At 58.0% G+C, this 26,265-nt stretch carries 24 protein-coding genes, 2 pseudogenes and 1 riboswitch; of the genes and pseudogenes, 9 read left to right on the top strand and 17 right to left on the bottom strand.

Translation table 11 applies throughout. From position 1 onward, the window contains the following. The first annotated feature begins 423 nt into the window (after positions 1 to 423). The 4 genes and pseudogenes from GTU79_RS08030 to GTU79_RS08015 all read left to right on the top strand — a co-directional run bounded on the left by GTU79_RS08030 (position 424) and on the right by GTU79_RS08015 (position 5,204). A complete protein-coding gene (locus GTU79_RS08030; RefSeq protein WP_203522260.1) occupies positions 424 to 1,626 on the top strand; it encodes an HlyD family secretion protein in 1,203 nt (400 codons plus the stop codon). Beyond that, positions 1,623 to 3,191 (top strand): DHA2 family efflux MFS transporter permease subunit, encoded by a 1,569-nt coding sequence (locus GTU79_RS08025; RefSeq protein ID WP_132922723.1) that lies wholly within the window; start codon positions 1,623 to 1,625, stop codon positions 3,189 to 3,191. Before GTU79_RS08030 ends, GTU79_RS08025 begins: the two co-directional genes overlap by 4 nt. A 1-nt stretch (position 3,192) precedes the next feature. Next, positions 3,193 to 4,785 (top strand): annotated as a pseudogene (locus tag GTU79_RS08020) (efflux transporter outer membrane subunit). A gap of 131 nt (positions 4,786 to 4,916) precedes the next feature. Further along, positions 4,917 to 5,204: a YjcB family protein gene (locus GTU79_RS08015; RefSeq protein ID WP_132922725.1), complete on the top strand. Its 288-nt coding sequence runs from the start codon at positions 4,917 to 4,919 to the stop codon at positions 5,202 to 5,204. A gap of 142 nt (positions 5,205 to 5,346) precedes the next feature. On the opposite strand, the gene GTU79_RS08010 is transcribed toward GTU79_RS08015, so the two are convergent. Next, the gene (locus tag GTU79_RS08010) at positions 5,347 to 5,538 is read right to left on the bottom strand and encodes a hypothetical protein (RefSeq protein WP_203522262.1); all 192 of its coding nucleotides are present in this window, start codon (positions 5,536 to 5,538) and stop codon (positions 5,347 to 5,349) included. Here GTU79_RS08010 and GTU79_RS08005 point away from each other — a divergent pair. From GTU79_RS08005 to GTU79_RS07995, 3 genes are all read left to right on the top strand, one after another. Beyond that, entirely contained in the window at positions 5,537 to 5,998 is a 462-nt protein-coding gene (locus GTU79_RS08005; protein ID WP_132922727.1) for a nuclear transport factor 2 family protein, read from the top strand. The genes GTU79_RS08010 and GTU79_RS08005 overlap by 2 nt on opposite strands. Positions 5,999 to 6,029: 31 nt before the next feature. Then, positions 6,030 to 6,599: a TetR/AcrR family transcriptional regulator gene (locus tag GTU79_RS08000; RefSeq protein ID WP_203522263.1), complete on the top strand. Its 570-nt coding sequence runs from the start codon at positions 6,030 to 6,032 to the stop codon at positions 6,597 to 6,599. 151 nt (positions 6,600 to 6,750) lie between these two features. Continuing rightward, entirely contained in the window at positions 6,751 to 7,374 is a 624-nt protein-coding gene (locus tag GTU79_RS07995) for a glutathione S-transferase family protein (RefSeq protein WP_132922729.1), read from the top strand. A gap of 220 nt (positions 7,375 to 7,594) precedes the next feature. On the opposite strand, the gene GTU79_RS07990 is transcribed toward GTU79_RS07995, so the two are convergent. The 15 genes and pseudogenes from GTU79_RS07990 to moaA all read right to left on the bottom strand — a co-directional run bounded on the left by GTU79_RS07990 (position 7,595) and on the right by moaA (position 21,161). Continuing rightward, positions 7,595 to 8,905 (bottom strand): ABC transporter substrate-binding protein, encoded by a 1,311-nt coding sequence (locus GTU79_RS07990; protein ID WP_203522264.1) that lies wholly within the window; start codon positions 8,903 to 8,905, stop codon positions 7,595 to 7,597. After that, positions 8,906 to 9,982 (bottom strand): ABC transporter ATP-binding protein, encoded by a 1,077-nt coding sequence (locus GTU79_RS07985; protein ID WP_214513823.1) that lies wholly within the window; start codon positions 9,980 to 9,982, stop codon positions 8,906 to 8,908. It lies immediately after the preceding gene. Next, positions 9,982 to 10,806, bottom strand: a complete 825-nt coding sequence (locus GTU79_RS07980; protein ID WP_132922732.1) for a phosphodiesterase — start codon at positions 10,804 to 10,806, stop codon at positions 9,982 to 9,984. Before GTU79_RS07980 ends, GTU79_RS07985 begins: the two co-directional genes overlap by 1 nt. Before the next feature lie 10 nt (positions 10,807 to 10,816). Next, positions 10,817 to 11,647, bottom strand: coding sequence for a carbohydrate ABC transporter permease (locus GTU79_RS07975; RefSeq protein WP_203522266.1), 831 nt, complete (start codon positions 11,645 to 11,647; stop codon positions 10,817 to 10,819). Next, positions 11,637 to 12,509 carry a carbohydrate ABC transporter permease gene (locus GTU79_RS07970; protein WP_132922734.1) on the bottom strand — a complete coding sequence of 291 codons (873 nt, stop codon included), beginning with the start codon at positions 12,507 to 12,509 and terminating at the stop codon, positions 11,637 to 11,639. The genes GTU79_RS07975 and GTU79_RS07970 overlap by 11 nt, the downstream gene beginning before the upstream one ends. Before the next feature lie 100 nt (positions 12,510 to 12,609). Beyond that, the gene (locus GTU79_RS07965) at positions 12,610 to 13,275 is read right to left on the bottom strand and encodes a DUF1345 domain-containing protein (protein ID WP_420854172.1); all 666 of its coding nucleotides are present in this window, start codon (positions 13,273 to 13,275) and stop codon (positions 12,610 to 12,612) included. 129 nt (positions 13,276 to 13,404) lie between these two features. Next, complete coding sequence (gene dusC, locus GTU79_RS07960) at positions 13,405 to 14,346, bottom strand: tRNA dihydrouridine(16) synthase DusC (RefSeq protein WP_214513822.1); 942 nt, start codon at positions 14,344 to 14,346, stop codon at positions 13,405 to 13,407. A gap of 211 nt (positions 14,347 to 14,557) precedes the next feature. Next, a pseudogene (gene rhlE / locus GTU79_RS07955) lies at positions 14,558 to 15,986 on the bottom strand (ATP-dependent RNA helicase RhlE). Between the two features lie 238 nt (positions 15,987 to 16,224). Continuing rightward, positions 16,225 to 16,980 carry an L-cystine ABC transporter ATP-binding protein TcyN gene (gene tcyN, locus GTU79_RS07950; protein WP_132922737.1) on the bottom strand — a complete coding sequence of 252 codons (756 nt, stop codon included), beginning with the start codon at positions 16,978 to 16,980 and terminating at the stop codon, positions 16,225 to 16,227. Positions 16,981 to 17,013: 33 nt separating this feature from the next. Continuing rightward, complete coding sequence (locus GTU79_RS07945) at positions 17,014 to 18,003, bottom strand: D-cysteine desulfhydrase (RefSeq protein WP_203522270.1); 990 nt, start codon at positions 18,001 to 18,003, stop codon at positions 17,014 to 17,016. Between the two features lie 59 nt (positions 18,004 to 18,062). After that, on the bottom strand, positions 18,063 to 18,773 hold the full coding sequence (locus tag GTU79_RS07940) for a Bax inhibitor-1/YccA family protein (RefSeq protein ID WP_132922739.1): 711 nt from the start codon (positions 18,771 to 18,773) through the stop codon (positions 18,063 to 18,065). Positions 18,774 to 18,966: 193 nt separating this feature from the next. Then, positions 18,967 to 19,428, bottom strand: a complete 462-nt coding sequence (gene moaE / locus GTU79_RS07935) for a molybdopterin synthase catalytic subunit MoaE (protein WP_132922740.1) — start codon at positions 19,426 to 19,428, stop codon at positions 18,967 to 18,969. Between the two features lies 1 nt (position 19,429). Further along, positions 19,430 to 19,675 carry a molybdopterin synthase sulfur carrier subunit gene (moaD, locus tag GTU79_RS07930; RefSeq protein ID WP_132922741.1) on the bottom strand — a complete coding sequence of 82 codons (246 nt, stop codon included), beginning with the start codon at positions 19,673 to 19,675 and terminating at the stop codon, positions 19,430 to 19,432. Next, positions 19,675 to 20,154, bottom strand: a complete 480-nt coding sequence (gene moaC / locus GTU79_RS07925) for a cyclic pyranopterin monophosphate synthase MoaC (protein WP_203522271.1) — start codon at positions 20,152 to 20,154, stop codon at positions 19,675 to 19,677. The genes moaD and moaC overlap by 1 nt, the downstream gene beginning before the upstream one ends. 20 nt (positions 20,155 to 20,174) lie before the next feature. Continuing rightward, complete coding sequence (moaA, locus tag GTU79_RS07920; protein WP_203522272.1) at positions 20,175 to 21,161, bottom strand: GTP 3',8-cyclase MoaA; 987 nt, start codon at positions 21,159 to 21,161, stop codon at positions 20,175 to 20,177. Then, a riboswitch (molybdenum cofactor riboswitch) is annotated at positions 21,152 to 21,297 on the bottom strand. It overlaps the preceding gene by 10 nt. Before the next feature lie 256 nt (positions 21,298 to 21,553). Here moaA and yvcK point away from each other — a divergent pair. Next, positions 21,554 to 22,495, top strand: coding sequence for a uridine diphosphate-N-acetylglucosamine-binding protein YvcK (gene yvcK, locus GTU79_RS07915; RefSeq protein WP_203522273.1), 942 nt, complete (start codon positions 21,554 to 21,556; stop codon positions 22,493 to 22,495). Here yvcK and uvrB read toward each other — a convergent pair. Then, positions 22,479 to 24,488 carry an excinuclease ABC subunit UvrB gene (uvrB, locus tag GTU79_RS07910; RefSeq protein ID WP_132922745.1) on the bottom strand — a complete coding sequence of 670 codons (2,010 nt, stop codon included), beginning with the start codon at positions 24,486 to 24,488 and terminating at the stop codon, positions 22,479 to 22,481. The genes yvcK and uvrB overlap by 17 nt on opposite strands. A 911-nt stretch (positions 24,489 to 25,399) precedes the next feature. On the opposite strand from uvrB, the gene GTU79_RS07905 reads away from it, so the two are divergent. Continuing rightward, entirely contained in the window at positions 25,400 to 26,110 is a 711-nt protein-coding gene (locus tag GTU79_RS07905) for an ATP-binding cassette domain-containing protein (RefSeq protein WP_132922746.1), read from the top strand. Positions 26,111 to 26,265: the final 155 nt, after the last annotated feature.

The following is a 26,265-nucleotide window of genomic DNA, read 5'->3' as shown; positions in this document are numbered from 1 at the left end:
TAATTTTTCTAATCTATTCTATGCATGAGTTTAGCAGAGCACGATTTTTCCGCCGGTTTATCTCATCTCCTGGCGGCCCGCAGAACCCGCCGGCTCTCGAAAAAGCGGGCGCGCGCGATGTTAGACATAATTTCTAACGATTTTTTTTTCGCCGCTCAACGCATCTCTTGCACGCGCCGGCCAATGTATTGTTTTAACAGGATCCCGCGGTCTGGCGAGCGGCGAAGGCCGGATATCAAGCTGCGCGCCGCTTGTCCAACGGGGGTCTGGCAAGAAATGGCCAGCGTCTCCACGTCTCATGCATTCGCAAAGCAGCAATAAACTGATGTAAGTCACAACTTTGCTATAATCTTTTTAATCAATGAAAAGATTCTCTGTTAATCAACGGCGCAGCGCCTTGCTGCCGATATCTTGATGGGGCCTATGGACAGCAATAATAACGACAAATCAGATGACGCATTGCCGGCGAACCAAGACCGCCGCGATAACGACCACCAAGACCAGCCACCGGCCCATGGCCGGCAAGATGAAGACAACCAGTCCGACGAGGAAGGCGATAAGCAAGACGACGCGTCGGAGCCGCCCCGTAAAGGTCCCGGTAAAAAGCCTCTGATCATTTTGGCCGTGGTGGTGCTGATCCTCATCCTGGTGGCGCTTTACTTTTGGTTGTCCACCCGTAATCAGGAGACCACCGACGATGCTTATACCGAAAGCGACGCGGTGACCATCGCGCCGAAAATCTCCGGTTATGTGGTCAACCTGGCGGTCAGGGATAACCAGCGCGTGCATAAAGGGGATTTGCTGGTGCAAATAGACCCAAGGGATTATACCGCGCAGCGGGACCAGGCCCTGGCCCAGCTGGGTCTGGCCCAGGCGCAGCTGCACCAGGCCCAGGTGCAGTTGGACCTATCCCGCGTGCAGTATCCGGCGCAGCTGGCGCAGGCCCAGGCGCAACAGGCCCGGGCCGAGGCTAATCTACAAAATGCCGAGGCGGAATATCGCCGGCAGCGCGGCGTCGATCCCCGGGCCACTTCGCAGCAAAATATCGACAGCGCCAACGCGCAGTTGCGCGCGGCCAGCGCCGATGTCGCCAATGCCCGCGCCCAGGTGCAGGTAGCCGCTCAGGTGGCGCTGCAAATCCGCCAGGCGGAGACCACCGTCGAGGCGCGCCAGCAACAGGTGCAGCAGGCGAAAGCGCAGGTGGAAACCGCCGATTTGAATCTCTCCTATGCCGACGTCCGCGCGCCGTTCGACGGATTCGTCACCCGCCGCAATGTGCAGCCCGGCATGCTGGTACAGGCCGGCGGCGCCCTGATGTCGGTGGTCTCACCGGATGTCTGGGTGACGGCCAACTTCAAGGAGTCGCAGCTGGAGCGCATGCAGCCCGGCAACCAGGTGGATATTGAGGTGGATGCCTACCCCGACATGAAACTGCACGGCCATGTGGACAGCGTGCAGCAAGGTTCCGGTTCGCGCTTTTCAGCGTTCCCGGCGGAAAACGCCACCGGTAACTTTGTGAAAATCGTGCAGCGGGTGCCGGTGAAAATCGTCATCGACAGCGGACTGGATCCGAATATGCCCCTGCCCCTCGGCCTCTCGGTGCAGCCCAAGGTATTCCTGAAATGAGTGACGATCGGCACTGGCGGCCGACGGGCAACCCCTGGGTCGTGGCGTGGGTAGTGACCCTGGCGGTATTCATGGAGATCCTGGATACCACCATTGTCAATGTCGCCCTGCCCCATATCGCCGGAACCGTATCGGCAAGTTACGATGAATCCACCTGGGTGCTCACCTCGTATCTGGTGGCGAACGGTATCGTATTGCCCATCTCCGCCTTTCTGGGCCGGGTGTTTGGCCGCAAGCAATATTTCCTGCTGTGTATCGCCATGTTTACCGTCTGCTCGTTCCTGTGCGGCATCTCCACCGAGCTGTGGCAAATCATCTTATTTCGGGTGCTGCAGGGTTTTTTCGGCGGCGGACTGCAGCCGGTACAACAATCGGTGCTGCTGGATTATTTCAAGCCAGAAGATCGCGGCAAAGCCTTCGGCCTCTCCTCTATCGCCATAATCGTGGCGCCGGTGCTGGGCCCCACCCTGGGCGGCTGGATAACCGACAATTACAGCTGGCGCTGGGTGTTTTTGATTAATATTCCCATCGGCGTCCTGACCCTGGTGGCTATTTACCAACTGCTGGAAGACCCTCCGTGGGAACGCCGGGTCAAAGGCCGTAAATTATCCATTGATTTTACCGGCATCGGCCTGATAGCTCTTGGCCTGGGATGTTTGCAGGTCATGCTGGACCGCGGCGAGGACGATGACTGGTTCTCGTCCAATTTTATCCGTCTGTTTGCGGTCCTGACGGCGGTAGGCATTGTGGGCGCCGTCTATTGGCTGCTTTACGCCAAAAAACCGGTGGTGGATTTACGCTGTCTCAAAGACAGAAATTTCGCCGTCTCCAGCCTGCTGATGGCCGGCATGGCCATGATCCTCTACGGCAGTTCGGTGGCGATACCGCAGTTGGCCCAGCAGGAGCTGGGCTATACCGCCACCCTCTCCGGCCTGGTGATGTCGCCGGGGGCGATTTTAATCGTCCTGTCCATCCCGCTGGTGATAAAACTGATGCCCATCGTACAAACCCGCTGGCTGGTGGCTTTCGGCTTCACGTTACTGGCGCTGGCCTTTGTCTATTCCAGCCGGCTGGTGCCCAATGTGGACTATCTGACCCTGGTCATGATGCGCAGCGCCCAATCCATCGGGCTGGGATTTTTATTCGTGCCCCTCACCACCGTGGCCTATATCACCTTGGCGCCGAAGCTCAATGCCGACGCCTCGGCGCTGTTTACCATGTTCCGCAATGTGGCGGGATCCGTCGGGATTTCCCTGTCCACCGCCGCCATTACCGAACGCAGCCAGGTCCACAGCGCGTATATGGTGCATAACATGTCGCCGCTTAATGAGCAATTCCAGCAGGCGGTAAATACCAGCGCGGCGGCCATCCGGGACTTTTCCCTGCAAATAGGCGACCCGCTGCAAATAGCCACCGGCAAGATGTACCAGCAAATGATTATCCAATCGCGGATTATGTCCTATATCGACGTGTTTTCCATTTGCGCGGTGGTGGCGTTTATCCTGATTCCTTTCTGTCTGTTGCTTTCGCCGGTGAAGAGCGAAGGCAGCGTTGGAGCCCATTAGTATGCCGGCCCGTTTGTTAAAAGCTCAATTGCAGCACGCTCCCCGCCTGCGCCGTTTCGGCCTTGGTTTGCTGGCGGCCATGATAACCGCCTGTTCGGTGGGTCCGGATTACCGCCCCCCATCACCGGTGACCCCCGCCGCGTTCAACAATCTCGACAACGGCGGCAAAAACCGGTCCGCCTCCGCTACCCTGGCGGCGCTGCCCGATCCGTCCTGGTGGCACAGCTTTAACGATCCGCAGCTCGATAGCCTGATAGACCGGGCCATCGCCGGCAATATCAATCTGCAGCAGGCGGTACTGCGTATCGCCGGCGCCCGTGAACAAACCCTGCAGGCCGGCGCCGCTTACCTGCCGTCGGTGCAGGCCAAGGCCAGCGCCCAGCGCGAGCAGCTGGGTCTGGCGGGCCAGCTGGATTCGGCCCATGTCGACACCTCAAGCGTGGCGAGTCTTAGTCCGCAGGCAGCCTCCGCGCTGGATACCCTGACTCAGCCGATAAGCTTGTATCAGGGCAGTTTCGACGCCAGCTGGGAGCTGGATCTTTGGGGAAAAGTCCGCCGATCGGTGGAGATGGCGCAGGCGCAAAGCCAGGCTTCGGTTGAAGAACGCAACGACGCCCTGGTGTCCCTGGAGGCGGAGGTGGCGCGGACCTATTTGCAGCTGAGGGGCGCCCAGACCGTGGCGCAGACGCTTCGCACGCAAATCGATGTGGCGGAACAGTCCCTGGAATTGACCCGCAGCCGCCAGCAGCACGGTCTGGCGCCGCAGTATGATGTGGAAAACGCCGCTGCCCAGCTCGGTTCGCTGCGGGCGCAGTTGCCGCGGTACGAAGCGGAACAGCGTCAGGCGATGAACGGATTGGCGGTATTGCTGGGACAACCTCCCGGCACGCTGGATAACGAACTACGCCAAGACAAGCCGCAGCCCGCCGTCCCGGCCGCTGTGGCGGTGGGCGTGCCGTCAGCCCTGGCGCGCCGCCGTCCCGATGTGCGCCAGGCGGAAGCCAATCTGCATGCGGCCACCGCCAATATCGGCGTCTCGGTGGCGCAATTGTTCCCTGATTTTTCCCTCACCGGCCAGTTCGGCATGCGCAATACCGAGGCGGATTATCTGACCCACTGGAGCAGCCATTTTTACAGTTACGGTCCCCAGGTGTCGCTGCCGATTTTCCAGGGCGGCCGGCTGGTGTCAAGCGTCCGGCTGGCCCGGGTGCAACAGGCCAATGCGGTCTTGTCCTACCGCCAAACCGTCCTGACCGCGTTGCAGGATGTGGAGAACGCGCTGGTGAGCTACCGCACGGATCAGCAGCAGGTGGATGGCCTGGAGCAAGCCGCCGCGTCATTTCAAAACGCCTTCAATTTATCCAGCGAAAGCTACCGCCAGGGACTGACGTCATTTATCACTATGCTTGATGCACAGCGGCAGCTGGCCCAGGCCCGCCAGTAGGTCGCCGCCGCCCGGGTCCAGACCGGCATTGATTTGGTGGCGCTTTACAAAGCCCTGGGCGGAGGCTGGGAACCCTACACGCAGGTGAATTTACCTAAGTATCCGGTGTTCGGGCCGGCGGAAACCGTAGCGGCCGGCACCCAAAAGTAAAAAAACCAAAAAAGTAAACAACTTATCCATTGCCGTCAAAAAAATTTGACCTCCATCACATATTTTTGTAGCACAATACCTAAAAACAGGAGAAAATTACGGCAACTTAATCAACGGGAGGATGGTTCCACATGAGTACGCTGGCCGCAGGCTTTGTGATGATGCGCTGGGAATTGCTCAGTGCGGTGATGATGTTTTTCGCTAGCACGCTAAATGTCGTATGCCGTAGATCCAGTAAAAATGCCCTTGCCTTTATCTTCACCGGCGTCGGCATCAGCATGGCCTATTGGTTTGTCGCCGGGTTGCTGGGCATTACCCTCTCGATGGAGCTGGCGCACTGGCGCGATATCTGGGCCGGTCTGAAAGAGCTGGGGGAATATATTATCGTCCACACCCCGCCGGACTGGCAGATTACCTGATCCGGGCCTTTACCGGACGCCCATTCCGCTAATACATTTTAACGACCCACGCATTCAGACATGGCGCATTCAGCCAGGTCTTTTGCTGTTTAAAATCCCTTAACCGATTTTATCGGTTCACCTCCGTCTCCCATCCGTTCCCTCATTTCATACCCGATTTCAACACGTGCGGCTTTTCGTTTCTCCTCGGACCCGGGTTCATTTCCGCCACGTTCCGGGCGGGCTTGACGTTTTCGGCAATTCCCGCGAAACCTGACAGGATAAAATAAACCTTGTCAATGGCTGTACCGATCGGTACAGTCCTATCTTCACTCATAGAAAAGGCACTCATCATGGCTAACCTGGTTCCCCCCTTTACGCTGGAGACTGCAATCGCCAAAGTCCGTTTGGCGGAAGACGGCTGGAACAGCCGGGACCCCCGCCGGGTCTCCCTGGTCTACTCCGAAGACACCCAGTGGCGCAACCGTGCTGAAATTGTTACCGGACGCGAGGAAGTGGTAGCCTTCCTGACCCGCAAATGGGCCAGGGAGCTGGATTATCGGCTGATCAAAGAGCTATGGGCATTTACCGGCGCCCGGATAGCGGTACGTTTCGCTTACGAATGGCACGATGACAGCGGAAACTGGTTTCGCTCCTACGGCAATGAAAACTGGGAGTTCAATGAGCAAGGATTGATGTTCCGCCGTTTTGCCTGCATCAATGATTTGCCCATTACCAGCGACGATCGCCGGTTTTTCTGGCCGCTGGGCCGGCGTCCGGACGACCACCCCGGCCTGTCCGATTTTGGTTTGTAGTGGTTCTCGGTAACTGCAAGGCATTCATTCATTGAACAGCAAAGAAAACGCAAAAACCGAGCTGGTGGCCCGCATTGCCGAAATATTCCGCGAGTGCGGCTTTGAGGGCGCCTCCCTCAGCCGCATTACCGAGGGTACCGGGCTGGGCAAAGGCAGTCTTTATCACTTTTTCCCCGCCGGTAAGGAGGAGATGGCCGCTGAGGTGCTGCTGCATATCCACCGCTGGTTCGCCGGGCATATTTTCCTGCCGCTGGAACAGGAGAACGCCTTCGGCGCTCTGGATGACATGTGGCGGGAAGTGGATGACTATTTTCAGTCCGGTAAACGCGTTTGCCTGGTGGGGGCGTTTGCCCTGGACGGCACGCGGGATCGGTTCGCTACCGCCATCAGCGGCTATTTCAGGCGGTGGATAGCCGCGCTGGGGGGCGCCCTGCGGCGCGCTGGGGTTGACGACTCCACCTGCGCCATCCTGTCGCAGGAGGTGGTGGCCGGTATCCAGGGCGCCCTGATCCTGGCCCGCGCCCTTGACGACGCGGAGTTCTTCTCCAAGAGCCTCCTACGCTTGCAAAGGCGGGTCAACGAGCAGTTGGCAGCGCGCTAGGGATACTTATCCCCGGCATACCGGCAAGGCATTTCAATGGCGCAAGCAGCCCTGGAGACTTTAAGCCGGCGTTTTCCTGTTCCCAGCCGCCGGGAAAAATGCCAGTATGGCTTGGCCACTGTCACCCTAACATTGATTGTAAAGGAAGCCTATGCTGAAAATACTCGGCAGATCTTCATCCATTAATGTGCGCAAGGTCCTATGGGCCTGCGCGGAGTTGGGCATCGAATATCAGCGCGAAGACTGGGGCAACGGATTCAAATCCACCCACAGCCCCGAATTTCTCGCGCTGAATCCTAATGCCATGGTTCCGGTTATCCAGGACGAGGATTTTGTCCTATGGGAATCGAATACCATTATCCGTTACCTGGCGCGCGCCTACCGCGGCGAATCGCTATACCCGGCGGCCCCCAAAATCCGGGCCGGCATCGACCGGTGGATTGATTGGCAGGCCGCCGATCTCAATCCCGCCTGGAGCTATGTTTTCAGCGCCCTGGTGCGGCACAATCCCGAACATCCCGATCCCGAACGCATCAAGGCCGCCGCCGCAAGCTGGGCCGACAAAATGTCGATCCTGGAGGGCCAGCTCAAGGCCACCGGAGCCTTTGTCGCGGGTCCGGCATTTACCCTGGCGGATATCCCCATCGGCCTGTCGGTGAACCGCTGGTTTTCCACCCCGCTCCAACGCCCCGACCTCCCGGCAGTGAGCGCCTATTATGAACGATTAAGCCTGCGGCCGGCTTTTATCGCCCACGGCAGAAACGGACAGCCCTAATCGCCAGGGTAAAGACCGGGGTTTAACTCCGGTCTCAGACTGCTGACAAACATGCCCGAAGCCAATAAGGCGGGACAGGCTGCTAGAAGAGTAAACCGTCCGCGCCAGGGATGGCGCGGATCGAGCCCCCAGGGAAGGGTTCACGGCGTGTTTACGATCTAGCAGCCTGTCTCGACCGGGCACTTTGTCAACAAGCTCCGACCGGGGTTTAACCCCGGTCTCAGGGCTGTTTCAACGCCGTTTGCGCCACATACGGCTTCATGATCTCATCCGCCTGTCGCTGGGCATCCCTTGCCGCATCCGCCACCAGGCGCGATTTGTCTGTGACCACCGACGCCAGCTGATTCTCCATGGCCTGGCGTACCGCCACCGTCTCATAGGTGGCATACCAGGGATGGGCATACTGCAGCTGTTTCAGCGCCACCGCCGCTCGCGGATCCTTGGCAAGATAATCCTTCATGGCCGGGGTATCGTAAGCGGCCATGCGCGGCGCGAAATAACCGGTGAAACGGCTCCATTGACCGTTCACATCGGGGCTGGTGAGATAGGTGAGGAATTGATAGGCGGCGGCCTTTTGCGCTTCGCTGATGCCTTTAAAACTCACCAGGCTGGCGCCGCCGATAATTACCGCCTGGCGCTGCTGGACCGGCATCATCGCCACCTCCATGGTAAAATCGCGGCTATTATCGCGCATAAAGCCTAATGCGCCGGTGCTCAGCAACGCCATGCCCAGTTTACCGGAGAAAAACGCGGCGCTGATTTGTTTGGTATTCAATACCCCCGCCGGCATCACCCCGTCGCGATACACCAGATTCTGCCAGAACTGCAGGGCGCCCTTGGCGCTGGGAGTGTCGTAATACACCTCCCCCGGATAGTTGTCGTTAGACCAGTTGCCGCCGTTGGCGTGGGTCAGCGCGGAAAGCATCCAGCCGCCGTAATCGTCATTGGTGGACGGAATCATAATGCCCCACTGGCCTTTATCTTTATTGGTGAGCTTTTTGGCGTCCTCCGCCAGTTCCGACCAGGTCCGCGGCGGCTGGCTGATGCCCGCCTGTTGGAACAGGTCGCGGTTGTAATAAAGAATGGGGGTGGAATTATGAAAAGGGATGGCATAGGTCCGGCCCAGCACCTGGGCATTCTGCTGTACCGCGGGCCAGAAGTTTTTTTGCAGAAAATCCGTCGCCGATTGCTTGTCCGCCGAGAATTTAAATAATTCATCCATGGGCAAAATTTCATCCTTCAGCGCCAGATCGACGGTAAAATTGGCGGACATGATCACCAGCGCCGGCGGGGAGCCCGCCTTGGCCGCCGACTCCGCCTTAACCTTGGTGGTATCGTAGCCACCGGTAAAAATGCCCCGCACCTCGACCTGCTGCTGGGATTGATTAAATTCTTTGATGATGCGGGTCATTTCCATCGTCAGCTTACCGTCCACCGGGGCGGGAAACATAAAGTCAATGGCCTGTGCCCCCCAGGCGCCGCCGCTTGCCGCCACGCCGCCCATCAATAGCATCCACCCTGATATTTTCATTTATTGCTCCCCTAAAAGCGTATGTTGGTTAACCACCGAAAACAGATAACAATCCAGCGGTGAAAACGAGAGAGAAATCTCCTGGCCGGGGGCCGGGATAGCGCCGCGATTTTCCCGGCGGTACTGAATAACCCCCGCAGGGGTGTTTAATGCGATGAGATACTCAGCGCCGTGCAGCTCTCGCCGCACCACCTGGCCGTGCAGAAAACCGTTTTGCCGATCCTCCGCCAAGTGCTCGGGACGTATGCCGAAATAGACTTCCGTTTCCCCGTAACCCCGCGCTGCAGCCCCCGCCGGCCCGTCGATGGGCCGCCCCGCCAGCCAGGCCTTCCCGTCGCCCCAAGGCAGCTTGAGGATATTCATGGCCGGTGTGCCGATAAACCCCGCCACGAACAGATTGGCCGGTCGCCGGTAAAGGGATTCCGGCGTACCGATTTGTTGCAGACGGCCCTGATGTAAAACCGCGATACGGTCCGCCATGGTCATGGCTTCGATTTGATCATGGGTAACGTAAACGGTACTGATCTTCAGCTTCTCATGCAGCGCCATGATGCCGTCGCGGACTTCGCCGCGCAGCCGGGCGTCAAGATTGGATAACGGCTCGTCCATTAAAAACAGCGCCGGTTCGCGGATAATGGCCCGCGCCATGGCCACGCGCTGCCGCTGGCCGCCGGAAAGCTGGGACGGTTTTCTATCCAGCAGCGGCTGCAATTGCAACAGGTCTGCCACCTTGGCCAGCCGTTGGGGGAATCCCGACGCCGGCTCGCCGCGTATTTTCATGCCGAACAGAATGTTATTTCTCACCGTCATATGAGGGAACAGGGCATAATTCTGGAAAATCAGCGAGAAATTGCGCTCCCGCGGCGTCCGGTTGACGATATCGCTGCCGTTGAACAGCATGCGGCCCGCGGTGGGCTGCTCCAGGCCGGCCACTATCCGCAACAGTGTGCTTTTGCCGCATCCGGAGGGTCCCACCAACACCAGGAATTCCCCTTCCCGGATGTCCAGCGTCACCTCCCGCAGGACATCCACCTCGCCGAAGCGCTTGGTCAAGCCATCGATTGCCAATAAAGACATCAGAACGTATCCAGCGGGCAGCTGATTCGCGGATCGTATAACCAGGGCCCGGCATAGTGCGCCAGGGAGTGGTAGCTGCTCACCAACCCCACCCCCTCCACCAGGTTGTGCATCATCATGGCGCCCGGTTCCAGACTGTAATAAGCCCGTTCGTCCGAATGGTAATAAGGCACCTGATGCACGGTGGCGGGCGCGGAGCAAATCAGCGCCTGCCGGTACTGGGTGGCAATCATGCGATGCACATGGCCGCAGAATACCCGCGTCAGGTGAGCGAAGCGCTCAATCAGCGCCAACAGCGCCTTGCCGTTGTCACAGGCAATGGGGTCCATCTGCGCCGAGCCGAACGCCAGCGGCGGATGATGCATGAAAACATAGCTCTCTTTATCGTCCCGGGATAACGCCCGCTCCAGCCAGCGCAGGGTATTTTCACTTAAATGTCCGTGGGCGGCGCCGGTCACCGAGCTATCGATAAACAGCAGCCGGACCGGGAAATCGTCCACTTGATAGGCGATATTTTCCGGATCCTGGCCCAGTTGCGGACAAAGCTCACTGAAGGCGTCAAGGAAAAAAGCCTTGTTATCATGGTTGCCGGGAATGACATAGAGCGGATAGTTCAGCATGCCCAGCATGCGGCGGGCCAGGCGATATTCCCCCGGCTCGCCGCAGTTGGCGATATCGCCGGTGACGATCACCGCATCGGGCCGTTCCGCCAGCGCGTTGATCCGGTTGATGATTTCACCATTGGCGGCATTGACATCGATAAAGTCATATAGCTTCGTTCCCTGCTGGCGAAAGTGAAGATCGGAAAGTTGGGCAATGAACATAGTCGTCCTCTTATTTGATACCGGAGAAACCAAAACCACTGAGAAAATGCTTTTGACACAGAATGAACGCCACCATCAGCGGCAGGCAGACCATCAGGGATCCGGCGCTGATAAGCCCCCACTGGCCGCCGGATTCCGCTCCCAGGGCAAAGGAGGCCAAGCCCACGGTAAGCACCTGTTTATCCGGGTCGTTCAAGACCATCAGCGGCCAGAGAAATTCGTTCCAGTGATAGGTAATGGAGACAGTGGCGAACGCCAGCAGCGCGGGCCGGGTCATAGGCAGCAGGACATGCATCACCACCTGCCACCAGCGGCACCCTTCCATCAGCGCCGCATCCTCCAGTTCGCGCGGGATATTGAGAAACGCCTGCCGCATCAGGAAAACACCGAAGGCCGAGGCGAAATAAGGCAGCATGGTCCCGGTCAGGGTATTGAGCAGGCCGAGCTGGTGCAACGTCATCATATTGGGCACCATGAGCATGACCGGCATGATCATCAGTTGAATCAGCAGCAGGTAAAACAGCGTGGTTTTGCCGTGAAACTCGTGATAGGCAAACACATAACCCGCCGTGGTAATGGTCACCAGTTGCACCGCAAACGTCCCCAGGGCGAAAATCAGCGTGTTGGCATACAACCGCAGCCAATCGGCGATCTCCCATGCCTCCTCCAGCGTGCCGAAGGTCAAGGGCCGGCGGGGCAGGATCGACGCCATGGCGGGGGAAAAACTGTCGGCGCTGAACGCCGATGAGATCATCCAGAATATCGGCGTTAGCCACAGCAGGGCGGCGCAGATCAGCAGCAGCGAGAGGGTGCGCAGCGGGAATCGCTGTTTAACGTTCATAGTGCACCCCTTTTTCCAGGGTGCGCAGATTGAGGATGGAAATCACAAACAGGGCGAGCATGGTGAAGAAGGTGGCGGCAGACGCTTTACCGAAATCGTGGCTGTTGTTGGCCAGGTTCTGGATATAAAACAGCACTACCGAGGTGGCATTGTTGGGGCCGCCCTGGGTCATGATGACCACATGATCAATTTGGGTAATGGCATAAACCAAGGCGATGATAATGACAAAATTCAGGGTCGGCCTGAGCAGCGGCAAGGTGATATAAAAAAACACCTGCCGCCGGCCGGCCCCTTCCATAATAGCCGCTTCCCGCGGCGAAGCCGGCAGGCCTTGCAGGGCGGCCAGGAAAAACAGCATGTAATAGCCGGCAAACTTCCAGATACCCACCGCCGCCAGGGCAACCATCGCGCTATTCCCCATGCCGAGGTAATTCACCGACAGCGGACCGACCGCTTTGCCCAGGTAATAATCCAGCAGGCCCAGGTTGGGAATGAAAATAAACGTCCACAAGGTGGCGGCGCTCACCAGGGGAATAATGGTAGGAAAAAAAAACGCCGTGCGCAGCCAGCGATTTACCCTGGTGTTCTCCGTCAGCCATACCGCCAGAACCAGGGCCAGCAGAATACCGGGTATCACGGTCAGCAGGATATAAACGCCGTTATTTCTCAGGGACAGCCAGAATACCGGGTCTTGAAACAGGCGGATAAAATTATCCATGCCGACGAAAGGCGGACTGTCGGTGGAAAGCCTGGAATCATGCAGGCTGTCAATCAGGGCGCGGATTAACGGCAGATAGGTGAAACCGACGAGGAAAATAAACGTGGGTGCCAGCAGCAAATAGGGAAAAAGGCGTTTGCGCATAAGAAGACTTCTGCATCACGGCTTCAAGTGCATCCTATCCTATAGGCCGTTTTTGACAGTTTTAAGTCAGTGATGCTTAACGCCCCGCTTACTTCCTTCTTTAACTCAATAACCCGGCGCAGACGTTGATGGAAAGGCCGAGGATAACCAGATTGAAAATAAAGGATAATACCGACTGCAGCAGCGCGATGCGCCTGACGTCCGAACTGCCGATGGCGACATCGGCGGTTTGCGACGCCACGCCGATGGTAAAGGAAAAATATAAAAAGTCCCAATAGCGGGGTTTGCGTAAATCATTGGGAAAGAGCAGCGCCAACTCCGGCTGCGCGCGGGTTCGGTAAAACAAATGGGCATAATGCATGGCGAATGCCGTCGGCAACAAGGCCCAGGACCCTATCAGCGTCGTGCCGGTCAAGACCAGGTGCATGACCTTAGATGCGCCCGACAAGTGTTTTACCATGCTCAGTTCCAGCAGGATCACCAGGATGCTTACCAGACAGGTGACGCTCACCAGCGACAATACCGTACTGGCGCTCTCGTCCTGTATACGGGCAATATGCCGGATATCTTCCTCCTGGGCTCGCATCATCAGCCACCAGAGGAAGAACAGGTATAACCAGGCCAGCACATTCCAGGCAATGGTCAGGCGCATCAGCGTCGAAAAGCTCGCGGGCAAGAAAAAATAAACCAGAATCCCGGCGCCGACGGCGATCAGCAGCCTTGGACGGGCGGTCAGATAATGTTTTACCGGATGTAGCAGAAGCAGACTCATGGATTGGACCGTGCCTTGAAGAAGATGATGATAGCGTAGCCTACCGGGAGCCGAACGCCAGTGGCCGCGACGGGGGCCGGCGGAAGCATACGCAAGAAAACCGGTCCGGGCCGGTATTTTTCATCATGATGCGCACTCTCGGCAAATCACCGCCGCGATGGCTTCAGCGGTATTCAGCGTCCGGCTCTCATTAATCAGCGCCGTCGCCTGGGGGTACTCCTTTCGCAGGAAACCCAGCCATTGCTTAATACGCGCGACGTGATACATACCGGTATCGCCGGATTTTTCCAAACAGGCATAACGATGCAACAGGGCCGCCACCGACGGCCAGGGCATGACAGGCTCATTATATTTCAACACCCGGCTGAGATTCGGCACGCTCAGGGCGCCGCGTCCGATCATCAACGCATCGCAGCCGGTGACAGCCCGGCAATCTTGGCCGCTTTGCCAGTCGCGGATCTCGCCGTTGGCGATAACCGGAATGGTCAGGCGCCGGCGAATGGCGGCAATAGCCGGCCAGTCGATGCGCTCCGCCCGATAGCCGTCTTCCTTGGTGCGGCCATGAACCACCAGTTCGGTAGCCCCCGCCTGTTGTACCGCGTCGGCGATTTCCAGGCTCCGCTGGGAGGAGTCCCAGCCAAGCCTGATTTTCACCGTGACCGGCAAAGAGGCCGGGACCGCCCCGCGCATCGCTTTGGTCCCCTGGTAAATCAATTCCGGATCCTTAAGCAGCGTCGCCCCACCGCCGCTGCCGTTCACCGTTTTTGACGGGCATCCGCAGTTAAGATCGACACCGGGCGATCCCAGTTCCACCGCCCGCGATGCATTCTCCCCCAGCCACTGCGGATATTGACCCAGCAATTGTACCCGCACCGGCGTACCGTCAGGGGTCAAGCCGCCCCGCCGTAGTTCAGGGCACAGTCGATAGAAGCTTTTTACCGGCAGCAGGCCGTCCACCACCCGCAGGAATTCGGTGATGCACAAATCGTAATCGTTAATGCCGCAGAGCAATTCCCGCACCAGTGAATCGAGAACGCCCTCCATGGGGGCCAGTAATACGCGCATGAGATATCCGCAAAAAAGATCGCGCCATAGTAGGGGATTGGAACGGGGAAAATCAATGGCTATTAACGAAGCTCAAACGGGGCGTGTTAAAGGGAGAGCGCGACAAAGGGGTCGAAGCGGGCGCGGTTTTACCGCCCGCCCGAGCGCCCCACGGCGCGGTAAGCCCGCTATCACCGATCGTGCAACGAATCTGTTAAAGGAAAACCGCTCCCTATTTCTTATTGCCGCTACGGCTGTCCCGCGCGCCGGATCCGGCATACGAGGAAGACGAACCGGCTGAGCGACGCGGGGCGCCGCTTCGGCCGGGCTGCGAAGCGCCGTCGGCGTCACGGCGACGCTGGGGCGGCCTGGCATCACGGCTGCCGCTCTCGCGGGAACCGCCGTTGCCATCCCGCGCGCCGCCGGATGAGGCGCCGCCGCGCGCACCGCCAGGACGGAGCGCCGCGTGAAGGACCGCTGGAACGACTGCCGCGGCCGGTCTGCAACGGCTCGGCTTTGATGGTCGGATCGGGATCGTATCCCGGCAGCGCAATGCGCGGAATCGGTTTTTTCAGCATACGTTCGATATCGCGCAGCAAACCGTATTCATCGACACACACCAGCGACAAGGCTTCGCCGGTAGCGTCGGCACGGCCGGTACGGCCGATGCGGTGTACATAATCTTCCGCAATCTGCGGCAGTTCATAGTTGACCACATGGGGCAGCAGATCGATATCCAACCCGCGGGCGGCGATATCGGTGGCCACCAGCACACGGATTTCTCCCTGCTTGAAATCCGCCAGCGCCCGGGTACGCGCGCCCTGGCTTTTATTGCCATGAATCGCCGCCGACTTGATGCCGTCTTTATTCAGCAGCTCCGCCAGATGATTGGCGCCATGCTTGGTACGGGTGAAGACCAGCACCTGGCGCCAGTCGTGATGGCCTATCATATAGGACAGCAATTCACGCTTGCGCTTTTTATCCACCAGATGGACACACTGCTCAATCTGATCGGCAGGGGCGTTACGGCGCGCCACTTCCACCAGGGCAGGATTGTTCAGCAAGGTATTGGCCAACACCTTGATATCATCTGAGAACGTCGCCGAGAACATCAGGCTCTGCTTCTTCGCGGGCAACAGCTTCATCACCCGGCGGATATCATGGATAAAGCCCATATCCAACATGCGATCGGCTTCGTCCAGCACCAGGATTTCCACCGCCGACAAATCGACGGCGCGCTGCTGCGCCAGATCAAGCAGGCGGCCCGGTGTCGCCACCAGCACATCCACCCCGCCACGCAGCTTCATCATTTGCGGATTGATACTGACGCCGCCAAAAACCACCAGCGAACGAATGGACAGCTTGGTGCTGTATTCAACCACATTCTCGCCAATCTGCGCCGCCAGTTCCCGGGTCGGCGTCAAAATCAGCGCCCGTACCGGACGGCGATTTTTGGCCAACGGGTTTTGGCTCAGCAACTGTAGTATCGGCAGGGTAAACGCGGCGGTTTTGCCGGTGCCGGTTTGTGCACTGGCCATGATATCACGGCCCTGCAGAATATAGGGGATTGCCTGTTGCTGTACCGGCGTCGGCTGCTCGTAGCCCTTGTCGGATAACGCACGCAAAATCTCAGCACTCAGGCCAAGTGAATCGAATGACATAATATTGAAAAACTCCAGATCCGCCCCGACGTCGCCAGCCAGTCTGCGCTCAGGGGGATAATCAGATGGGAGGCTAAGCCTTTCCATGGTGAACGGACGAAAACTATTACAAGGATTGTAGCAAAAATAGTAACAAAATGGGATGGGTATCGGATAAATAACTGTAATTCGGTTGTCGTTACATGGTCCGTTGGCAATTGCGCCAGCGAACCCGCTTGATCCAAAAATGCGATAACCCTCAGCCGGCGTTCAGAAATTTATTCAGGAACTGCCGCGTGCGGTCGTGTTGGGGGTGGGTAAAAAGATCCTTGGCGGCGCCCTGTTCGGTAATCACACCGTTATCCATGAATATGGCCCGGTCAGCCACGTCACGGGCAAAACTCATTTCATGGGTAACGATAATCATGGTGCGTTTTTCCTCCGCCAGCGCGCGGATAGTATTCAATACCTCCCCCACCAGTTCGGGATCCAGCGCCGATGTCGGCTCATCAAACAGGATAACCTCAGGACGCATCGCCAGCGCGCGGGCAATGGCCACCCGCTGCTGCTGGCCGCCGGAAAGACGTTTGGGATAGGCGTCCTCCTTGCCGCTCAAGCCCACCTTTGCCAACAGGGCCCGCGCCCGTTCGATGGCCTCTTCCCGCGGTTCGCCCTTGACCACCACCGGCCCTTCGATAATGTTTTCCAATACCGAACGGTGCGGAAACAGATTGAAATTCTGAAAAACAAAGCCCACCTGCTGGCGCAAAGCCCGGATCTGCCGCTTTTGCGCGCTTAGGGGCCGGGCGCCGTCGATAAGGACCGAACCCACTTTAATGGTGCCGCTGTCCGGTTCTTCCAGCAGGTTGATACTGCGCAGCATGGTGGTTTTGCCCGACCCGCTGGGACCGACAATCGCCAGCACGTCGCCGGTTTCCACGGAAAGATCGATGCCGTTAAGCACCCGGTGGCCGTTAAAGGTTTTTACCAGCTGCCTGACTTCAATAGTGCTCATGACGACTCCCTTTATGCTTCCAAGAGCACAGGATTATACGGTGGGGTGATAAGCAAACAGCGCCGGCGAACCGCCGGTATGCACGAACAGGATGGGACCGTCGGGAAAACGGGATTGATTGACGCCATCTATCAATCCCGCCATGGCCTTGCCGGTATAGACCGGATCGAGCAAAATTCCCTCCAGCCGCGCCACCAGCTTGATAGCCGCCAGCCCTTCCTCGTTGGGCATACCGTAGCGGGGAGCGAAATAATCATCCCACAGGGTAATTTTCGCCAGCGGCTCATGGCAATCCAGCATCAGGGCCAATTGCTCCTGCAGGGCCGCCACTTTCGGGCGTTGCTGTTCGGCGCTGCGGGATACCGTCACGCCGATAACCAGGGTTTCCGGCAGCAGGGTTTGCAGCCCCAGCGCCAGGCCGGCATGGGTGCCGGCGCTGCCCGACGCGGTCACCACGCTGCCCGGACGAATCAGCCCGTCGCACTGGTGGGCAATCTCCACCCCACAGCCGACATACCCCAACGCCCCCAGCGCGTTCGAACCGCCCACCGGCACCACATAAGGCCGAAATCCCTGCGCTTCCAGGCGTTCGGCGATATCCGCCAGCTGTTGATCCGGCTGGTCGAGGGTTTCGCAGGACATCACTTCCACATCGAACAGATCCAGCAGCAGCCGGTTGCCGTTGGTAAGATAATTGTCGGCGCGGGTGCCGATGGGATTTTCCAATAGCGCGACGCAGCGCAGTCCCAGTTTTGCCGCCACCGCCGCCGTCTGGCAGACATGATTGGATTGAATGGCGCCGGCGGTCACCAGGGTATCGGCACCCTGGCGCAAGGCATCGGCGGCAAGGTATTCCAATTTGCGCAGCTTGTTGCCGCCCATAGCCAGCGGCGTAACATCATCCCGTTTGATAAAAATTTCCCGGCCGAGATAGTCGGAAAGCCGTGTGAGGTATTCCAGCGGCGTCGGCGGGCCGATAAGATCCAGGCGCGGAAAGTTCGCCAGTTGCTGTGATAAATCCACTATCTGTCTCCGGCGCCGGCGGGGACGCTAACGGCCTCCCTCCCGGCGCGTGCCAAAGGTCAGCGGCGGTTGCCGAAAATGCGCAGCAGCATCAAAAACAGGTTGATGAAGTCAAGATAGAGGGTCAGCGCGCCGACGATGGAGTATTTGCGGTAGCTATCCTTATCATCCGCTGAAAGTTGCGAACCCATATATTTCAATTTCTGGGTATCGTAGGCGGTCAGGCCGACAAACACCAGTACGCCCAGATAGGTTACCACCCACATCAGCTGGGTGCTTTTCAGCCAGATATTCACCACCGATGCCAGTACGATACCGATCAGCGCCATGAACAGCAAATTGCCGAAGCTGCTCAGGTCGCGTTTGGTGGTATAGCCGTAGAGACTCATGGCGCCGAACATGCCGCCGGCCACCACAAAGGTCCCGGCAATGGACGAGGCGGTATAGATGATAAAAATGCTCGACAGCGTCAGCCCGGTGAGGGCGGAATAGAGCATGAACAGCCCGGTGGCCACCGTGCCGCTCAGGCGGTTTACCATGCCGGAAATCACGAACACCAGCGCCAGCTGCGCGATAATCAGGCCGAAGAAGGTGATCTGGCTAGAAAAAATCAGATTCAGCACCGCCGGAGTACGCGCGGCGTACCAGGAAACGAAAGCGGTTAAAAACAATCCGCAGGTCATCCAGCCGTACACCTGGGCCATAAATGGCTGGATACCGGCATCAGCACGTTCCACAATGGAACCCTGAGAACGGGGGAATCGATCCATGACTATCACCTTTAACGTATAGGGAAAACCAAGGCCGCAATGATGAAGCGGTTACGGCCCGCCTGAATATAGTCTACCATAAAGCTTACCACAAAAAACGGCGCGCCAATAAAGGACCCGCCGCAAAAAAAGCGGCAATGGCCGCTGGATAAAGCGGGCCGTTAACCGGGCCGCCGGCGGTTTAAAACCGTCGTTAATCAGGCCGCCAGCGATCCGCCGCCTGGTGGTCGCCGGGGCGGGCATCCAGCCAGCGGCTGCCGTCCGGGGTGGTCTCCCGCTTCCAGAAGGGGGCGCGGGTTTTGAGATAATCCATGATGAATTGCGCGGCATCAAACGCCGCGCCGCGATGGGCGCCGCTGACGCCCACCAGGACTATCCGATCCCCCGCCCGCAGCTCGCCCACCCGATGAATCACCGTTACCCGCTGCAGCGGCCAGCGCCGCCGGGCTTCTTCCACGATATCCGCCAGGGACTTTTCGGTCATTGCCGGGTAATGCTCAAGGGTCAGGGTCGTCACCGCGTCCCCCAGGTTATGATTGCGTACCTTGCCGGTGAAGGTCACCACCGCGCCATCTTCGTCGCAGGCCGCCAGCCAATCGTACTCATCCGCCATATCGAATGGCTCTTCGCTGACACGGATACGGGTATTTACCATATCAACCCCCGGTGACCGGTGGAAAGAACGCCACCTCGTCGCCGGCCGCCACGGGATGATCCCGGCTGACCAGCGTCTGGTTCACCGCCGACAGCACTTTGCCCGGTTCCAGCGCCACGGACCAGCGTTCGCCACGCTCGCACAACGCCAGGCGCAACGCCTCCACCGTGCCGTAGGCGCTGTCCAGCGTCAGGCGATCCACTCCCACCGACTCCCGGATCCGGGCGAAAAAAAGCACCGTGATCATCAGTTCGCCGCCTCGAATTCGCCGGATTTGCCGCCGCTTTTCGCCAGCAGCCGCACCGGGCCTATGACCATATCTTTTTGCACTGCCTTGCACATATCGTAAATGGTCAGCGCCGCCACCGACGCGGCGGTGAGCGCCTCCATCTCCACGCCGGTCTTGCCGGTAAGACGGCACCGGGTCTCGATACGCACCCGGTTATGGGCGGTTTGCGCTTCCAGATGCACTTCGACGTTGCTAAGCGCCAGCGGATGGCACAGCGGAATGAGTTCCCAGGTCCGTTTAGCGGCCTGTATACCGGCGATGCGCGCAACGGCGAAGACGTCGCCTTTATGGTGTTTGCCTTCGATAATCATGGCCAGGGTGGCGGCGGACATGGCGACATAGGCCTCGGCCCGCGCTTCGCGCCGGGTCTCTTCTTTGGCGGAAACGTCCACCATAAACGCTTCGCCGTCGGCATTGATATGAGTGAGGGATGACATTATGTGCTCCTTGCCGGGTTTCAGCCGCCGATAAACGAAAGATTCCGGGTACTGCCGGAATTGCCCTGATGCAGAAAATGGGTTTGTTTTTTCATTTGCAACCCACCGGCAATGCGCAGTTTCAACGCCGCAAGGGACGCGTCGCCATCCAGCAAATCCCGTAGAGGGATGCCCTCTTCGCCGAACAGGCAGAGATGCAGGTTGCCGGTCGCCGATACCCGCAGACGGTTGCAGCTGGCGCAAAAATCCTTGGCGTAAGGCATAATCAGGCCAATCTCTCCCTGATAGTCGGCATGGCGGAACACCAGGGCGGGACCGTCGGTACGCCCGCGCGGCTGCAATTCCCAGCCAAGGGCCAGCAAGCGCCGGCGAATGGTATCGCCGGAAACGTGACGTTGGCGAAACAGCTCTGCGCCGTCGCCGGTCTCCATCAATTCAATAAAACGCAGTTGGATCGGACGTGTTTTAATCCAGTCCAGGAACGCATCGAGATGAATATCGTTGACATCGCGCATCAGGACGGTATTCACCTTGACCTTGGAAAAACCCGCGTCAAACGCCGCATCGATGCCGGCCATGACCTGCAGGAACTTGTCCTGGCCGGTAATGGCCTTGAACTGGCGCGCGTCCAGACTGTCGACGCTGACGTTAAGCGCCGTCAGGCCGGCGTCGCGCCATGAGGCGATATCCCGCGCCAGCCGATAGCCGTTGGTGGTCACCGCCAGGGTGGTGATGGATGAATGGGAGCGTACCGCGGCAATGATGTCGCAAAAGTCGCGGCGCAGCGAGGGTTCGCCGCCGGTGAGGCGGACTTTTTCCGTTCCCAGTTCGGCAAAGGCCCGGGTCACGCGCCGGATTTCGTCCGGCGACAGGAAGCTTTTGTTGGTGTTTCCGTTGGGCCGGTAGCCGTCGGGCAAACAGTAGGTACAGCGGAAATTGCAGACATCCGTGACGGACAGGCGCAAATAATAAAATTTGCGCGCAAACGCATCAATGAGTTGTGGCACCGTTAACACCTTTCCAAATACGGGAGATGCGGACATTTCTATCCTGCACCCTGGCGGCCTTTAGGGGCCACGGCCAATACACCCTATCGTTCCCGGAGGAGCCACTTAGGCGTAAAGGCTAGGAGTTAGGGTTCACGCGCCGAAAGCATCGTTCCAGCGGTAAAACCTGGCTTAAAAATCATTCTAATCCTAATCATGCTCCTTAGCCATGACTGAGTCGGAGAAATTTCGCTATATAAACATATATATAGCGTAATATTGATGTATTTATAGCCTGATTTTTCAAAAGATTGCGAGCCAATGCGCGTTAATCGGTTCGCAGCCTCGCTTTTAGTGCCGAATCCGCTATTTTAAGCATAACGGGGCTAATGTTAGCTATTCTGAGGAGCGTTATGGGCAATCCCACCCTGGCGGAACTGAACCATGTCGTGGCCCTGGGAGGCGGTCATGGACTGGGGCGGGCCATGTCGGCGCTTTCTAAACTCGGTTCCGGTTTGACCGGTATCGTCACCACCACCGACAACGGCGGTTCCACGGGTCGGATCAGGCGGACTCGCGGCGGCATCGCTTGGGGCGATACGCGTAATTGCCTGAACCAGCTGGCGTCCGGACCCAATATTGCGGCGGCAATGTTTGAATACCGCTTCAGCGGCCGGGGAGAATTGGCCGGTCATAACCTCGGCAACCTGATGCTCGCCGCCCTGGATGATTTAAGCGTCCGCCCTCTGGAAGCCATCAACCTGATACGCAGTCTACTGAAAGTGGAGGCGCTATTAATCCCCATGTCGGAACAGCCGGTGGATTTACAGGCCAAAACCGCCGGCGGCGAAATCATATACGGCGAAACGGCGGTGGATAATCTGAAGGAGCTGCCGGTAAGCCTGCGGCTGTGCCCAACGGTGGCAGCCACCCCGGAAGCCCTGGAGGCGATATCGGCGGCGGACCTTATCCTGCTGGGACCCGGCAGCTTTTTCACCAGCCTGATGCCGCTGCTGCTGCTGCCGGATCTCACGGAGGCCCTGCGCCAAAGCCGGGCCCCGCTGATCTATATCGATAACCTCGGACGGGAGCTGAGCATCGCCGCCGCCAATCTGCGCCTGCGGCAAAAACTGGACATCATGGAACACGCCATAGGCGTGGGGCAAAGAATCGATGGGCTGATACTTGGTCCGGACAGCGATACCTCCGACGTGGATCACCATCTGAGGATACAACAGCCGCTGGCCGCCGGGGAGATCCCTCACCATCATGACCGGAGGCTGCTTCGGGACGCGCTGGAGAAGCTGTTATCCCTGGGCTCAAGCATGCCAGCCGCCGTTACGAGATGGCGATAAAGTGTTCCCGCATGGCGTGTATTTCGTCCCGTACCGCCGCCGCCTGTTCGAATTCGAGATTCTGCGCATGCGCCTGCATTTTAGCTTCCAGCTCGCGTATTTTCTGATCCACGGCTTTTGGCGTCATCGCGCCGTAATGAGCCGCATCTTCCATAGCCTTGCGTTTTTTCTGTTTGGCATGGGCCGGGGATTGGCCCAGTTCCATGATATCCGCCACTGACTTGTTGAGGGCCTGGGGGATGATGCCGTGTTCCAGGTTATAGGCATGCTGTTTAACCCGCCGGCGTTCGGTCTCGTCAATGGCACGGGCCATGGAAGGGGTGATCTTGTCGCCATAAAGGATGGCCATGCCGTTCAGGTTACGGGCGGCGCGGCCAATGGTCTGGATCAGGGAACGCTCCGAACGCAGGAAACCCTCTTTGTCGGCATCCAGAATGGCCACCAGGGAGACCTCCGGCATATCCAGCCCTTCCCGCAGCAGGTTAATCCCCACCAGCACATCAAACTCTCCGAGCCGCAGATCGCGGATGATTTCCACCCGCTCCACGGTCTCAATGTCCGAATGCAGGTATCTCACGCGCTCGCCATGCTCTTCCAGATATTCGGTCAGGTCTTCCGCCATGCGCTTGGTCAGGGTGGTCACCAGCACCCGCTCGTTAATCAATACCCGCTTGCGGATCTCGGATAACAAATCGTCCACCTGGGTGGTAACCGGCCGCACCTCGATTTGCGGATCCAGCAGCCCGGTGGGCCGCACCAGCTGATCGATAACTTCGCCGCCGGTCATTTCCAGTTCATATTTCCCCGGGGTGGCCGAGACGTAGATGGTCTGGGGCGCCAGGGCGGCGAACTCCTCAAATCTCAGCGGCCGGTTATCCAGGGCGGAAGGCAAACGGAAACCGTATTCCACCAGGGTTTCCTTGCGCGCACGGTCACCTTTGTACATCCCGCCGATTTGCGGAATGGTGACGTGGGATTCATCCACCACCAGCAGGCCGTCGGCGGGCAGGTAATCGAACAGGGTTGGGGGCGGTTCTCCCGGCCCCCGGCCGGAAAGAAAACGGGAATAGTTTTCGATGCCGGAACAGTAGCCCAGCTCATTCATCATCTCCAGATCGAACTGGGTCCGCTGCGACAGGCGCTGCTCTTCCAGCAGCTTGTTGTCCGCCAGCAGGTTCTTGCGGCGATCCGCCAGCTCCACCTTGATGTCTTCCATCGCCTGCAACAACCGTTCCCGCGGCGTGACGTAGTGCGTTTTCGGGTAAATGGTATAACGCGGCACCGTCTGCACCACCTGGCCGGTCAGCGGGTCGAACAGGGACAGTCGTTCCACTTCCTCATCGAATAATTCCACCCGCAGAGCGATTTCATCGGACTCCGCCGGAAAGATATCGATAACCTCGCCACGCACCCGGAAGGTCCCCCGCTGAAAAGCCTGATCGTTACGGCTGTACTGGAGTTCCGAAAGCCGGCGCAGTATGGAGCGCTGATCGATAATCATTCCCCGCGTCAGATGCAGCATCATTTTCAGATAGGCGTCCGGATCGCCCAGGCCGTAAATTGCCGACACCGAGGCCACCACAATGACGTCGCGCCGCTCCAGCAGCGCTTTGGTGGCGGACAATCGCATCTGTTCGATATGCTCGTTCACCGAGGCATCCTTTTCGATAAAGGTATCCGAGCTGGGAACATAGGCTTCCGGCTGGTAATAATCGTAATAGGAGACGAAGTACTCCACCGCGTTATCGGGGAAAAACGCCTTCATTTCGCCATAGAGCTGGGCCGCCAAGGTCTTGTTCGGTGCCAGGACCATGGTGGGCCGGTTGAGATCGGCAATCACGTTCGCCACGGTAAAGGTCTTGCCCGAACCGGTCACACCCAATAACGTCTGGTGGGCCAGGCCGTCCAGCAGACCCTCTTCCAAACGACGGATAGCCTCCGGTTGATCGCCGGAGGGCTTGAAGCTCGAGTGCAGTTTGAACTCTTTACTCATTTACTGGCTACCTGCTGGAGAAATGAAAGACGGGATAACTCTACGGGATAACTCTACAGGATAATTCTAGAGTATGGGAACAGAGCGGTTATTTTGCCAGCACATCGGCACTGGATACAAAACCAGTATTATAATACCCTATCTCGGCGCGGGTGCAAAGATCGACAACGATCCGGATTTGGAATTTCCGCCGCTTCCATTCAGACCTTTGGAAAGATTTTCTTACAAAGCGTTATGAAATTCATCCGACGGTAAAGAATGTCGAAAAATGACATTGGATTGACAAAGCTTGTACAAATTTGCTTGATTTTAATTAACCAATTGTATTTATAGCGATTAAAAAAAGCGTGGAGAATACAGGCAAAATGCGGCGAGGCCGCGTCTGGTCTCGCCTACGCATGCTTTTCTAAACCTAATGCACACGGTTATCCACAGGAATGGCGGATAAGTCCCACCGCGCCGCTGGCCGCTTGCATTCCGTAAAGCCGAGAATAATGACGCCCAGATGACAACACAGAATTTTTTTAGCCATTTTTACCCCTTTTGGCAGCCGCCGTTATACTTAAAATAACTATCTCTTTTTGTCACTATCAAATACCGCCGCGAGTCGCCGTTGCACAAAAAGCGCACTCTCATAGTGCCTTAAAAGTCGGCTGCACCACTTAAACCGCCGCCAGCACCGAAAAAGTGCAAAAACCCGCACTTTGTTTGGTAAATGCCCTCTGGGGGTATTTATTTATGCTAATACCCACCGGCGACCACAGTTCATCCTGTTATCTTTTTCCGTTAAAACCACATTGGCCTGATAGTTGCTTTATGTTATGAGCGGCGTATCGGTGGTGATGGCCATGGGTTTCACACCGCGCCACCCATAAACAAAGTGAAGAGGGTAAAAGGGGGGAAGGAATCTTATGCTACGTTTGCAGGCGGTAAATCAGTTTTACGGGCCAAAGCATATTCTGCGGGATATCAGTTTGGAATTACCCCGCGGCCAATGCACCTACCTGCTGGGGCGCAACGGCGTCGGTAAAACCACACTGGTAAACTGTATCATGGGCCATCTGCCGGTAAGCAGCGGTACCGTTAGCTGGCAGCTTTACGGCGAGCCGGAGCTGGATTTACTGCTGTATCCGGTGGAGGAGCGGGCAGCGCTGGGCATAGGCTATGTCCCACAGGGACGCCAGGTTTTCTCGCAGCTAAGCGTGGATGAAAATCTGCGCGTGGCGTTGATGGCCGGACGCAACAAGACCAACCGTATACCGCCGATGGTCTATGAGCTGTTTCCGGTACTCTACGATATGCGTCATCACCGGGCCGGTGATTTAACCGGCAGCGGCCAACAGCAATTGGCCATCGCGCGCGCGCTGGTGCTTGAACCGGAGTTGCTGATTCTCGACGAGCCCACCGGCGGTTTCCAGCCCACGGTGGTGGCGGAGATAGGCCGTAATATCCGCCAGTTGCAGCAGGAGTTCGGACTGACCCTGCTGGTGGTGGAACAACAGCTGCCTTTCACGCCCCAGGGCGACGATCGTTTCTGCCTGCTGGAAGGGGGTTGCAACGTGGCCCAGGGCAGGCTGGAGCAGCTGGATGAAAGCCTGATCCAGGCTTATCTGGCCGTGTAGCATAAAGCCATGATAATTCCACGCCTGACTATGTCGTTATATTACCGCCCGGCCTTAGCTTTTTCCTCGCTGCCTGGTTTTCCAGGGCGTTTATCGCCGTTTTGACGCCCTGCATCAAGCCACCGCCGCATCAGCGATATCGCTGTTCAATATCC

The sequence above is a fragment of the Sodalis ligni genome (assembly GCF_016865525.2).
Lineage (GTDB): Bacteria > Pseudomonadota > Gammaproteobacteria > Enterobacterales > Enterobacteriaceae > Acerihabitans > Acerihabitans ligni.
Note: the sequence above shows the minus strand (reverse complement) of the source record. Positions and strands in the feature narration are given on the sequence as shown.

Coding starts and splice junctions, on each gene's coding strand:
- GTU79_RS08015 (WP_132922725.1), top strand. CDS start 4,917: ATGAGTACGCTGGCCGCAGGCTTTGTGATGATGCGCTGGGAATTGCTC.
- tcyN (WP_132922737.1), bottom strand. CDS start 16,980: ATGAGCACTATTGAAGTCAGGCAGCTGGTAAAAACCTTTAACGGCCAC.
- GTU79_RS07980 (WP_132922732.1), bottom strand. CDS start 10,806: ATGTTCATTGCCCAACTTTCCGATCTTCACTTTCGCCAGCAGGGAACG.
- GTU79_RS07940 (WP_132922739.1), bottom strand. CDS start 18,773: ATGGATCGATTCCCCCGTTCTCAGGGTTCCATTGTGGAACGTGCTGAT.
- moaE (WP_132922740.1), bottom strand. CDS start 19,428: ATGGTAAATACCCGTATCCGTGTCAGCGAAGAGCCATTCGATATGGCG.
- moaC (WP_203522271.1), bottom strand. CDS start 20,154: ATGTCATCCCTCACTCATATCAATGCCGACGGCGAAGCGTTTATGGTG.
- uvrB (WP_132922745.1), bottom strand. CDS start 24,488: ATGAGTAAAGAGTTCAAACTGCACTCGAGCTTCAAGCCCTCCGGCGAT.
- GTU79_RS08025 (WP_132922723.1), top strand. CDS start 1,623: ATGAGTGACGATCGGCACTGGCGGCCGACGGGCAACCCCTGGGTCGTG.
- dusC (WP_214513822.1), bottom strand. CDS start 14,346: ATGCGCGTATTACTGGCCCCCATGGAGGGCGTTCTCGATTCACTGGTG.
- GTU79_RS07995 (WP_132922729.1), top strand. CDS start 6,751: ATGCTGAAAATACTCGGCAGATCTTCATCCATTAATGTGCGCAAGGTC.
- moaD (WP_132922741.1), bottom strand. CDS start 19,675: ATGATCACGGTGCTTTTTTTCGCCCGGATCCGGGAGTCGGTGGGAGTG.
- GTU79_RS08005 (WP_132922727.1), top strand. CDS start 5,537: ATGGCTAACCTGGTTCCCCCCTTTACGCTGGAGACTGCAATCGCCAAA.
- GTU79_RS07975 (WP_203522266.1), bottom strand. CDS start 11,647: ATGAACGTTAAACAGCGATTCCCGCTGCGCACCCTCTCGCTGCTGCTG.
- GTU79_RS07990 (WP_203522264.1), bottom strand. CDS start 8,905: ATGAAAATATCAGGGTGGATGCTATTGATGGGCGGCGTGGCGGCAAGC.
- yvcK (WP_203522273.1), top strand. CDS start 21,554: ATGGGCAATCCCACCCTGGCGGAACTGAACCATGTCGTGGCCCTGGGA.
- GTU79_RS08010 (WP_203522262.1), bottom strand. CDS start 5,538: ATGATGAGTGCCTTTTCTATGAGTGAAGATAGGACTGTACCGATCGGT.
- GTU79_RS07985 (WP_214513823.1), bottom strand. CDS start 9,982: ATGTCTTTATTGGCAATCGATGGCTTGACCAAGCGCTTCGGCGAGGTG.
- GTU79_RS07970 (WP_132922734.1), bottom strand. CDS start 12,509: ATGCGCAAACGCCTTTTTCCCTATTTGCTGCTGGCACCCACGTTTATT.
- GTU79_RS08030 (WP_203522260.1), top strand. CDS start 424: ATGGACAGCAATAATAACGACAAATCAGATGACGCATTGCCGGCGAAC.
- GTU79_RS07905 (WP_132922746.1), top strand. CDS start 25,400: ATGCTACGTTTGCAGGCGGTAAATCAGTTTTACGGGCCAAAGCATATT.